This is a genomic window from Pedobacter frigoris (genome assembly GCF_032678645.1).
Classification (GTDB): Bacteria; Bacteroidota; Bacteroidia; order Sphingobacteriales; family Sphingobacteriaceae; genus Pedobacter; species Pedobacter frigoris_A.
On sequence record NZ_JAVTSP010000009.1, the window covers coordinates 39957 to 52191 of the forward strand.

General features: G+C 39.9%; 10 protein-coding genes. All 10 read right to left on the reverse strand.

The genetic code is table 11. The annotated features are described in order from the left end of the window. Window positions 1–39 precede the first annotated feature (39 nt). Entirely contained in the window at window positions 40–1245 is a 1206-nt protein-coding gene (locus tag R2Q78_RS20680; protein ID WP_316794460.1) for a hypothetical protein, read from the reverse strand. A 115-nt stretch (window positions 1246–1360) separates the two neighbouring features. Further along, window positions 1361–4177 carry a TonB-dependent receptor gene (locus R2Q78_RS20685; RefSeq protein ID WP_316794462.1) on the reverse strand — a complete coding sequence of 939 codons (2817 nt, stop codon included), beginning with the start codon at window positions 4175–4177 and terminating at the stop codon, window positions 1361–1363. 113 nt (window positions 4178–4290) lie between these two features. Beyond that, window positions 4291–4812 carry a DUF962 domain-containing protein gene (locus R2Q78_RS20690; protein ID WP_316794463.1) on the reverse strand — a complete coding sequence of 174 codons (522 nt, stop codon included), beginning with the start codon at window positions 4810–4812 and terminating at the stop codon, window positions 4291–4293. A 172-nt stretch (window positions 4813–4984) separates the two neighbouring features. Continuing rightward, window positions 4985–6547, reverse strand: coding sequence for a ribonuclease Y (gene rny, locus R2Q78_RS20695; RefSeq protein ID WP_316794464.1), 1563 nt, complete (start codon window positions 6545–6547; stop codon window positions 4985–4987). Window positions 6548–6808: 261 nt separating this feature from the next. Beyond that, on the reverse strand, window positions 6809–7099 hold the full coding sequence (locus tag R2Q78_RS20700; RefSeq protein ID WP_136835349.1) for a cell division protein ZapA: 291 nt from the start codon (window positions 7097–7099) through the stop codon (window positions 6809–6811). A gap of 32 nt (window positions 7100–7131) precedes the next feature. Continuing rightward, on the reverse strand, window positions 7132–7422 hold the full coding sequence (locus tag R2Q78_RS20705; protein ID WP_316794465.1) for a hypothetical protein: 291 nt from the start codon (window positions 7420–7422) through the stop codon (window positions 7132–7134). Between the two features lie 11 nt (window positions 7423–7433). Beyond that, a complete protein-coding gene (pheT, locus tag R2Q78_RS20710) occupies window positions 7434–9833 on the reverse strand; it encodes a phenylalanine--tRNA ligase subunit beta (protein ID WP_316794466.1) in 2400 nt (799 codons plus the stop codon). 63 nt (window positions 9834–9896) lie between these two features. Then, window positions 9897–10100: a hypothetical protein gene (locus R2Q78_RS20715; RefSeq protein ID WP_316794467.1), complete on the reverse strand. Its 204-nt coding sequence runs from the start codon at window positions 10098–10100 to the stop codon at window positions 9897–9899. 1 nt (window position 10101) lies between these two features. Next, the gene (locus tag R2Q78_RS20720) at window positions 10102–11493 is read right to left on the reverse strand and encodes a radical SAM protein (protein ID WP_316794468.1); all 1392 of its coding nucleotides are present in this window, start codon (window positions 11491–11493) and stop codon (window positions 10102–10104) included. Then, complete coding sequence (locus R2Q78_RS20725; protein ID WP_316794469.1) at window positions 11490–12230, reverse strand: prolipoprotein diacylglyceryl transferase; 741 nt, start codon at window positions 12228–12230, stop codon at window positions 11490–11492. The genes R2Q78_RS20720 and R2Q78_RS20725 overlap by 4 nt, the downstream gene beginning before the upstream one ends. Window positions 12231–12235: the final 5 nt, after the last annotated feature.

Genomic DNA, 12235 nt, shown 5'->3' on the forward strand with positions numbered 1-12235 from the left:
CAAGAGACAACCTTTTCTATCTTAAAGTATTAATAAATACTATTTGTTAGCTAACAAGTTTACACCATCAACTGTACACCATTTACCAGCAGTAAGGTTTGCACCTGTTGCAGTAGTAGTAGGCCCCCAGTTAGTTCCAGGGAAACTAGCAGCATTAACTGTAATTGTACCAACTCCTGCAATGAAAAGATTGTCAGTATTGGTTATTGTAACGTTAGTCAATTTGATTTTTCCTGCAACAACCTGATCATTATAGGTAACAGCATCTTTGATCTGGATAGCTCCACCCATAAATGCTGTAGGAGTAGTTTGGCTTTTATAACCGTCTATAACAATATTGCTATAGTCACCATTTCCCTGACTTTTAAATTGGATAGCATCTAACTGGATTTCGCCTTGCGCTTCTGTTGTAGTACCAGCAGCTCTTTTCAAAGTGATATTGGTAACTTTTGGCCAGAAGGCATTGTTTACACTTTTAGATTCAACTTCCATACCGTAGTTAGCAACTCCAGTCTGATAAGCAAACCAGTTTGTATTGTCCTGGCCTCTCCAGCCATCTTGCCAGTCAAAAGAATCGTCACTGTTTCCATAAGAGATTAAGTTTTTACCGCTTACAGTACCACCGTAAAACTCAAAACCATCATCATTACCTTTATAAGAAACAAGGTTTTCCAATGTTGTACCTGAACCTACAGAGTAGAAAGAGAAACCATTGTGCTCTTTACTGTTTGTAGTAATTACCTGACCAGCATATTCTACCCTAACGTATTTTAATGAACCACCATTATGAGTTGCATTAGAACCACCATAAGGCAAGCCTAAGCCATCTTCTGAAGTAGCAGTCTGAGGTGCAGGTGCAGAAGCAGAGTTTACGATTGGAGCATCACCATACATGATGATTCCAGCCCATGATCCGGCTACTTTTGATTTTTCAGTGAACACGATTGGCTCATCTGCAGTACCTTCAGCTATTAATTTACCTCCGTTTAAAACTATTAATCCAGTTTCACCATTCGTTTTATCTGCTGTAATAGTAGATCCTTTTTCGAATGTGATAGTAACTCCAGACTGGATTTTAACCATTCCTTTTAGTGTGTAATTTCCATATGCAAAAGTTTTATTTGCCGTAAGGTTTCCACTGATTTCACCTACAACAGGTGTCTTTACTATTGGTGCATCATCATCACTTGAGCAACCGGTGAAAATTGACGTTGCAATCGCTATTGCAAAAAATACTTTTCTCATTTTTAAAAGATTTGTTTTCATTTATTCAAATTTACTGCTGTGATATTTTCTATACGTTAATTCTATTTTACCTTTGCATCACCAATAGGTTAGCAAATTGTTAACTGCCAGAGGTCTAGAATGTATAGCCCAGGTTTAAAGAGAAGCCAACGCCTCTTTTGTAATCCTTAACCGTCAGGTCATTCTCTACGATATCAATTTTGCTTTTGTCGCCCAACTGTACCTTGTACAATGGGTTCAGGATATTTTCTACTCCAAACTTCAGATCCCATTTATCAGCAATCTTATTGGTCCAGATAAAATCCAGTTTACCAAAAGGCTTCTCATAGTAGTGATCCAATCCGTTGGTACCTACCGCATAGATACGCTCTCCATAGATATTGTAGGCAAGGGTAAATGTATTTTTCCATTTCGGACTGAAGACAGCATCGTATTTGATATCTGCGTTGATCAGCCATGGAGAAGCTCCCTGTAACTTACGTGTATTGTTGTCACCGATAGCAGCGGTTTCTGCGCTGTTTTTAATTTTATCAATAGTTGTCTCAGTAACCATTAATGAAGTATTAAAACCAAGTGAGAAATCAGACAATGATTCTGTGATTCTTTCCATGTTAAATAAGAACTCTAATTCAGCTCCGTATAAGATGGCTTTTTTAGAGTTGTTATAAGTGATTTGCAAACCGCCACTACCAGCCGTTTGCTCAAATAACCTTTCGATAGGATTTTGCAGGTATTTAGCAAAACCTGTTATCGCAAGCATTTCCTTGTTAGAAGGAAACAACTCGTATTTCACGTCCAGGTTATAGTTTTTACTGTTGATCACATTCGGGTTACCTTTTTCGATAGTTGCATCCGGATTAACAAATTCTAAAGGGAATGCCTCCATAATTACCGGTTTGGTCAAAGTCTTCGAAGCTGAAACTCTGAAATTAGATTTCTCATTCAAAGCATATTTAAAATTTGCTGATGGGAGAATGTCAAGGTTGTTCTTAGTAACCTTCTCAAAAGGCTCATCAAAAGCACCTGAGTTTCTATATCTCGTGATCCTTTGTGATTGCTCAACCCTACCTCCTAAATTCAGGTTTGCTTTGTCGTTTAGTACCAGCGCAAGATCTACATAACCCGCATTCACACCCTCCTGCATTCTTGCTTTATAAGTAGCATTAGATCCTTCTCTGTAAGTAAAATTACCATTAGATATCTCAGAAGCAAGGACTGCATCTGGGTTGTTCGTGTTAAATGTAGCATTATTTGATGCCAGGTTTTGAGAAATTAAAAACCTGAACACAGATTCCATTTTATTGAAAGATCCATTATATCCAACGGTCAGTTTATGAGCTTTAGTTAGATCATCATTTCCAAACTTCCAGTTGTATTCTGCTAATCCTGAAGCATAAAAACTACCATCAAAATCCATGTATTGTCTGGCTATACTATTACCTGTATAGGTTATTGAAGTAGTAGCATCATCTACACGTCCGCCTCTGAAAGACTTTCTGTCCGGCAATTCAAATTTTGTTTTAGAATAAGATACGCCAGCACGCACACTGTGTCTGTCATCTTTTGTAATCTTATAGTTTGCAAACAACTGCGTATTCAGGAAGTCTGTTTTCTGCAATTGGTTCAGTCTGATGAACGAATTATTAGCAGTGGCCTGACTATTAGTATATCCAAGCTGATCCTGAATCATACTTTCAGTACCCTTCAGATAAAAAGCATTAAGGCCCAGGCTCAATCTTTGTGATTTGTAATTAAGCGCACCCAATACTGAAGAGTTAGTAGAAAATCTATATTTAGTAGTATATAAATTATTATCGTAGTTACCCTGAGCAACACTGAAGAACCTGTCTACACCTTCTCTGTACTGGAAGTTATTGTCATAATTCAGGGACACCAGGTACTGCAGCGAGCGCATGTTTTCCAGGTTGATTTTCTGTGTATGCAAGATACCGAAGCTGGAATTTAATGGCGCTTTCTTTTGGTCAACGTCAAATCCGGAACCAAACCCTGAAAGTGCATCCTGACCAGACATTTGCTGAGCAGAAGGAACCTTGCCCAATACCTTAGGCAGCTCTCTGTCTTTTCCCGGGAATCCCATAAAATCTGAAAAAGAATTATCTTCCTTAGAGATCAGGAAATCCCTTAAGTTATTATTAGTAGTAAAGCTGGTACCAATGTTTACTTTGGTCATGCTTTTCTCTCCCTTTGCAGTTACGATATTAAAAGTTCCACCGGCAAAGTCACCATATAAACCAGAGTTGAAGGTCTTGTAAGTCTCCAATACACTTACGATATCAGTAGGAAAAAGATCCAGAGGAATAATTTTCTTAAACGGATTATTTGAAGGAACTGCAAGTCCGTTGATCAGCAAGTTGTTGTACCTGTCTTCGAGGCCTCTTACAAAAAGCCCTCTGCCGTCTACTTTAGTGATACCTGTGATTTTAGTCAATCCTTCTTCCACATCACTCACCCCTTTTCTGGAAAGCTCCTGTATACCTATACCTTGTTTGATCTCGGTAGCATTTTTTTGACTTAGGAGAATAGCAGTTTCCGTTTCTTTGTTAACCTGAAAAGTAACAGAAACTTCTTTCAGCTTCTGAGTGCTTGATTCTTCAAGTGAAAAATCAACAGCAGTCGTTTGATCTTGCTTTACTTCTACATTAGTCACACTTTTTACTGCGTACCCTATGTAAGATGCCTCGATTGTATACTTACCGGCCGCAACTGCTCCGATAACATATCTTCCTGCTGTATCAGTACTTATTCCTTTAGTAGTTCCCGCTATTTTAACGGACACACCGATCATTGTTTCCCCGGTGCTTTTATCTATTACTCTACCTGAAATTTTGCCTGTTTGTGCAAATACTGCTGTGCCAATAACTACAAATAAAATAGTAATTAATGCCTTCTTGAGATTTAGTTGTGATTTCAATTTTGCTGTATATTAATTTCCAGCAAAGCTATTACCACAATGTTAGGTATATGTTAGATGTAAATTACCATTACCTTACCGTAGTGTTAACTAAATGTTAATGCCTGTTTGGCTCAATATCTTAACCCTACTTTTTTGCAGATAAAGTGCAATAACCAGATTGGGCCAATTAACAGGAACTTAACATCATCTAAAAACGAAGGCTTTTTTCCCTCAATCTTATGGCCTATAAACTGACCGATCCAGGCAACAACAAATATCACCGTGAAAACCAACCACATAGCCGGGCCACCGTTATTCGCCCATTGTTCTATGGAAACAATACCAAAACTCATTATAGATATAATGATCAGCATCAGATAAGACATTACCGGCGAAAGTCTGTAGTAATAGTAAACAGCAAAGGCGATCAAAAAAGAAGCCCAGTTCAGGTAATCTGCATATTTACCCAAAAACTCAAACCTGGGAAACGGGATAGCCCAAACCAATCCAAGTAAGCTAAAAACGATCAGAGGAACACAAATCCAGTGTATCACCTCATTTGAGTGGTTCTGGTGACTTTCTGCATATTTATCAAAAAGTACATCCACCTCTTTCTTAGGCTCAGCCTGTACCGCTGTATTTTGCTTCTTCATCTCATTTGAGTTTACTATGTAAAAATAAAAAAAGCGATGGGATTATCCATCGCTTTTTGAAATTATACTCCACGTCATCTCGACGATAGGAGAGATCTCCGAACCATACTCAATCAAGAGATCTCTCCTATCGTCGAGATGACGACCGCCTTAGTTTGCACTGCAAAGCAGCCTACTTCGCAAACGCAACAGATCTTGTTTCACGGATTACCGTTACTTTAATCTGTCCCGGATAAGTCATCTCAGTTTGTATACGGTTCGAGATGTCAGCAGCCAATAACTCAGCCTGCTGATCCGTTACCCTTTCACTTTCTACAACCACCCTTAATTCTCTACCAGCCTGTATCGCAAAAGTTTTCTCTACACCTGGATAAGAAAGTGCAAGTTCCTCCAGCTCTTTCAAACGCTTGATGTAACTTTCTACAACCTCGCGACGGGCACCAGGACGTGCGCCTGATATCGCATCACAAGCCTGAATGATCGGAGATATCATTGAAGTCATCTCGATCTCGTCGTGGTGAGCTCCGATTGCATTACAGATCTCAGGATGTTCTTTATATTTTTCAGCCAATTGCATACCCAAAATTGCGTGTGGCAATTCAGGATTATCATCAGGCACCTTACCTATATCATGCAGCAATCCTGCACGCTTAGCCATCTTAGCATTTAATCCCAACTCAGCTGCCATGGTAGCACAGAAATTCGCTACCTCACGTGAGTGATGTAATAAGTTTTGTCCATAAGACGAACGGTAACGCATACGACCTACCATTCTGATCAGCTCAGGATGCAAACCATGAATTCCCAGATCAATTACAGTACGCTCACCGATCTCTACGATCTCATCTTCAATCTGCTTCTTAGTTTTGGCTACCACCTCTTCAATACGCGCAGGGTGAATCCTTCCATCAGTAACCAAACGGTGTAAAGCCAAACGGGCGATCTCTCTTCTTACAGGATCAAATCCGGATAAGATGATGGCCTCAGGGGTATCATCTACGATGATCTCAATACCCGTAGCTGCTTCCAGCGCACGGATGTTACGTCCTTCACGACCAATTACGCGGCCTTTAATCTCATCACTTTCAATATGAAATATAGAAACAGTATTTTCTATAGCTGCTTCTACAGCAGTACGCTGAATTGTCTGTATTACTACTTTCTTAGCTTCTTTAGTTGCAGTCAGTTTAGCTTCGTCCACAATATCCTTAACCTGGATCATCGCTTGTGTGCGGGCTTCTTGCTTCATGGTTTCTACAAGTTGACTTTTAGCCTCCTCAGCACTTAAACCTGCAATTGTTTCCAACTGCTTTACATGCTGGTTTTTCAAAAGTTCTACTTCCTCTTGTTTTTTTACCGCAATCTCAGTTTGCTTTTCAAGATTCTTTCTGTGGTTATCCAGCTCCTGGTCTTTACGGTTAGCATTTTCCAGTTTCTGGTTCAAAGACTGCTCTTTTTGTTTCAAAGAATTTTCTCTTTGATTGATGTTGTTGTTCTTTGCATTCACTTCCTGCTCATGCTCAGATTTCATCTGTAAGAACTTCTCTTTAGCTTCCAGCATTCTGTCCTTTTTCAGGATCTCTGCATTGCTTTCAGCATCCTTAAGTATTTTCTTTACCTTATTCTGAACTGCGGCCTCCTGCTTCTTAAGCAAGCTGCGCAGCAGATACCTGCCTATCACGACACCGATGACTAAACCGGCAAGTACATATCCTAATATTCCTAATATTTCCATTCTGTTTTATATAAAAGCTTGCATAAGCCAATTATTTTAGTGTAAAAAAAAACCGCAACTAAACCTTTGAGCCCCTCGTTTTAAAAACCTCAACTAATTATAATTAGGATTTAAGTCATTTTCAGGTGCACGAATGCAAATGAAATACACCCTCTCAATCCTATAAATATTGAAGTGTTAAGTTTTAAAAATAGTGAAACCCAAAAATCTAGCTACGGCTATTATCTTTGTTATCTTTTAACTAATCTATAAAGAACGCTCCTATTTGGAGAAAAACCCGTTTAATAAACTATCCAATTCTTCCACCTTCTCGGCTACAGCGCTATCCTGATCCTGAACCTTATTTTCTACCCTCAGTACTGCCGTTGCATAATGCAATACCGCCATAGAAAGCAAGTCCTGCTTATCCCTGACTGCATAATTTTCCTGGTAGTCCTTTATGCGCTCATTGATAATCTTGGCTGCCCGCCTTACAATTTCTTCCTCTTCCGTATTTACCTTTAAGGGATAGATACGGTCGGAAATAGTTATTTTTATCGAGATTTCTCCCATTTCTTAGCTTAGTTTCACTGTTCCAATGCTACCTATTTCTTAAGCAGCACAACGCACTTATCTATTTCACGCACAAAATCGTTAATTTTTTGCTTTATATCAAGTGTCTTTTCACTGGTACCTTCAATACTTTTCGCCAACTTCAAAACCCTTAGCTTTTCTTCCAAATCAGCATGCTTGATTTTCGATCCGTCAAGGGCAACTTTTACCGATTGATTCTCAACCTTTAGCAGTTCATTTTCTTCCTGCAAAGCATTACAAAGCTCTATTAAACGAGCTGTTTTTTGTAGTACTGAATTTAACTGATCGGCAACTGTTGACATGAAAAATATTTTTATTTTCTAATTTCTGCTTTCGCTGTCTGCGCTAAGTTATGTATAATCTTTTGCATAACGGCATCAATTTGTTTGTCCGTTAGTGTTTGCTCTTCATCCTGTAAGGTAAAGTTCAAAGCATAAGATTTTTTACCTGCAGGCAATTTATCTCCTACATACACGTCAAATACCTGTACATTCTTAACCAGCTTTTTCTCTGTTTTAAATGCAATGGTCTTCAACTCATCAAAAGTAACTGTAGTATCAACCAGCATCGAAAGGTCTCTTCTTACTGCAGGATATTTAGGCACTTCCCTGTTCACAATCTTATTCTTCCTCACAATATCCAGCAACAAGGCCCAATCAAAGTCAGCATAATAAACATCCTTGTCTATATCTGCCTTCTTTTTGTCTGCCGCAGTTGCTGCTCCAAAAGACACAATAGTCTTATCTCCTCTGAAGTATTTCAATCCATACGCAAAATTTTCATCCTTCAACTCTTCAGATTGGTAATTAGAGATACCCAAACGACCTATAACTGCATCAACTGCTGCCTTCAGGTTATAGAAACTAACCTGAGCAGGCTTGTGGTTCCATTGCTCGGACTGAACTGAACCTGAAAGCACGATCAGTAAACGCGGACGCTCTACATACTTTCCACCGATCAGATGGTAGGTCTTACCAAACTCGTAAAATTTAATATCAGCACTTTTCCTGTTCAGGTTGTAAGCTACACTCTCCAAAGCCGGCATCAGTAACTCCTGACGCATCACATTCAAATCCGAACTTAATGGGTTCAGGATCTGAACTGCTTCCTCAGGATTTTTTGAATAAGACCCTTTTGTCAATGAATTACACCAGATCTCCAGGTAGCCATTTGCAGTCAGCATATCAGCTATCACATGCTGCGTCTGCTCTCTGTCTGGTTTATTGCTGTAAGACAATGAAGCATTGATCTTACTTGGTATTTCAATATTATTATAGCCATAAATCCTCAACACCTCTTCAGTCACATCACACTCACGTGTCACATCAACTTTAAAGCTGGGCACTTTCAGTTCAAGACCTTCAGTAGTTTCACTAACTACGTCTATGCCCAGTGCCATAATGATCGCCTTGATCTCTGCATCCGGAATATTTGCTCCAATCAGCTTATTGATGTTTGCATAAGTTACTGATACCTCAAATGGGTTTACCGGTTCAGGATAAATATCTGATACCTGAGATGAGATCACGCCGCCGGCAAGTTCCTGAATCAATAGCGCAGCTCTTTTTAAAGCCACAACTGTCATATCAGGATCTGTACCGCGTTCAAATCTGAACGAGGCATCAGTCTTCAAACCATGTCTTTTAGATGTCTTACGTACCGATACGGAATTGAAATAAGCGCTTTCCAAAAAGATATTGGTAGTAGTCTCACTTACGCCTGATTGTATCCCACCAAAAACACCTGCAATACACATTGGCGCTTCCGCATTACAAATCATCAGATCCTCGGCTCCAAGCTTGCGTTCCACTCCATCAAGCGTTACAAAAGGTGTACCTTCAGCACATTTCTTCACCAACACTTTGCCGCCTTTTATTTTATCTGCATCAAAGGCATGCAATGGCGCTCCCAGATCATGCAACACATAATTGGTAATGTCTACAATATTGTTGATCGGTCTGATACCGATTACTTTTAACTTATCCTGCAACCAGTCCGGTGATGATTTTACGGTAACACCAGTAATGCTCACACTGCTATACCTCGGGCAGGCTGCTGTATCTTCCACCTTCACCTCAATAACCAGGTTTTCATTCGCTGTTTTAAAAGACGCAATGTCCGGCATTTGCAGCTCCGTACGGAAATATGCCGCCAAATCCCTTGCCACACCCAAGTGTGACGCAGCATCAGCCCTGTTAGGGGTCAATCCGATCTCAAAAAGATAATCATCTTCCAGGTTAAAATAAGCTTTGGCAGTAGTACCTACAACAGTATCCTCAGGCAATACCATGATGCCATCATGAGAAACACCTAAACCAATTTCGTCTTCAGCACAGATCATTCCCTCTGAAACTTCTCCCCTTATTTTTGATTTATTGATTTTAAAAGGCTCGCCTTCATTGGGATAAACAGTTGTGCCCACTGTAGCTACTACAACTTTTTGTCCCTGTGCCACATTTGGCGCACCGCATACAATCTGTAAAGCCTCCGCAGCACCAACATCAACAGTAGTTACCCTTAATCTGTCGGCATTTGGATGCTGTACGCAACTCAAAACATGGCCAATCACCAATCCTTCCAAACCACCCGCAACAGGCTGTACTGTTTCCAGGCTTTCTACCTCCAAACCAATATTGGTCAGGACCAAAGAAAGTTCCTGTGGTGTTTTATCCGTTTGTATGAATTGTTTAAGCCAGTTATACGATATCTTCATTTTGTTTTTTAACGCTCTTAGTAAAACGCAAAGATATTATTTAATGGCGAAAGCAGAAAGCGATTATCTTATACTAATTCCACCAAGAATCGCCGCACATGCACCGACACCAATAACGACCATGATTACAGAGGTAATAATCAGTTTTAGTCCCGGTTTTGCAGGCTCATTATTACCCATAGCAACCAACAATTTAATAAGCCCTACTAAAAAAATACCCCCAACTACAATCCAGTAGATAATTGATGCTAATACGATACCTTCCATATCAGTTGAAATTTAGTTTTTCTCTTATGGCGTCAATCTTTCCGTCCCTGTAAAAAATATTCATGGTCTCAAAAGGAATGATCTTCATTTTATCACTCACAATATGAACACATGATTTTTTTACAGCCCTGACATCAAAATCAAGCGGGTCCATAAAATTCATAATAATGATACGAAACAAATTATTATAATTCAAATGATCCGACTGCACCCTGGGCAAACAGCACATCAGTTCTCCAAAAGTATCTTCTGCACAATCTACTGAAACACCTGTACTAAACAGGTTCAGCATATGCTCCTTTAGTTTTTCATCATGTTCAAATACAATCGTATTTTTTGAATTGTTCAGCAGGTCATCCGGATTGATCAGGTGGGTCATCGGAATCACTTTATCATCCAGCTTCAGGGCATAAGCCATACAAAGCGCATCCGGATTACAAGGTACCGGGATCAGATCCTCCGGGGTAAAAACAGGATATTGCTCATAGATCTTACGTCTTACTTCAGTCAATGTAATTCGCCCCTGCTGGTCACTGTAGTTGTCATTTCTACCCGCAACCTGTGTGGGCTGAAAAGTCACACCTCGCACACAACGCTGCTTCAAAGCATAATCCAGGATATCTCCGATTTCGTGATCATTCAATCCCCTCTGAAGCGTTACCACAAGCGTAGTGCTTACATTAAATTCATTCAGGTGATCAATCGCCTTTTGCCGCACACTGGTCAGGTCTTCACCACGCAGCTGGGTCAGCACCTCAGGATTAAAACTATCAAACTGAAGATAAATCTCAAAGTCGGGCATATAGCCAGCCAGACGCTCTACAAAATCTTTGTCTTTTGCTATTCGTATCCCATTGGTATTTACCATCAGGTGTTTTATGGGCTTGCTTTTGGCAAGATCTAATATTTTAAAGAAATCGGGATGTACAGTGGGCTCTCCGCCGGAAATCTGAACCACATCAGGCTCTCCCTCATTTGCCACCACCACATCCAGCATCCTGTCAATCTCCTCAAGCGTACGGTGCCTGCCGTAATGAGGGGAAGACATGGCATAGCAGGTAGGGCAACTTAAATTACAACGGTCTGTAACCTCTATAATGGTAAGACAAGAATGCTGTTCATGATCAGTGCACAATCCGCAGTCGTACGGACAACCATAATGCACTTTGGTATTAAATTTAAGTGGCATTTCAGATTGTTTATTGAAATTCCTGATCTGCTTGTAGTATTCCACATCATCGGCAATCATTACTTTACTGTCGCCATGAGCCCTGCAATTTTTCAGCATAAATACCTTGGCATCCTGAAATACAATCTTGGCATCACATAGCTGCAAGCACTCCGGACAAAGGCTTTTGGTGTAATCGTAATAAATATAATCTCTTGTTTTCATAGAAAGCGTTTCTTTAAAATACGGTTGATGAATTTATAATAATACAGAAAAATAAACAAAGCAGACCAGTGTATGCTGCTTAAATTCAGGAATAGCGGATGGTACGGCTTAATGAATTCTATCAGGAACCTGTATAAAAAATAAAGCACCATAAACAGCTTAAAACGATCTCCATTGAGCATTTGTTTTTTCCTGATGCTATAGAAAAGCAGCAACAAGAGCAACATATAGATCATCTCATAAAGTGCTACGGGATGTCTTTTAATTCCATCGCCCAAATCCATACCCATAAAAAAACTGGTTGGCACCCCGTAAACCGGTTCATCAATACCCATTGAAAAGCAGCCGATACGCCCGATGAACAGCGCCACTATTATTGGAATTACATAAATATCCCCGGAAGCAGTATTTACCCCAATTACTTTTTTGATCAATTCGACCCCAAACAACCCACCCAGCAGTCCGCCCACTATAGTTTTACTTTGATACAGTACATCAAAGCTCAGGTTACTCAGCGCCAGGGGATCTTCCAGAACAGCAATTACCCTCGACCCGATAAGGGCACCCAGCATAGCACCCAGCATGATCCACAAACGGTTTTCATCAGAAATAGGGTCTGCAATCCCCTTCTTTAAGAAATAATAAAGCCTAACCCCGATAAAGAAAGCCAGCAATTCAAAAATGTAATGCCAATGATATAACTGGCCAAATAGCTCAAACTGTATAGGGAAATTCACCAAGA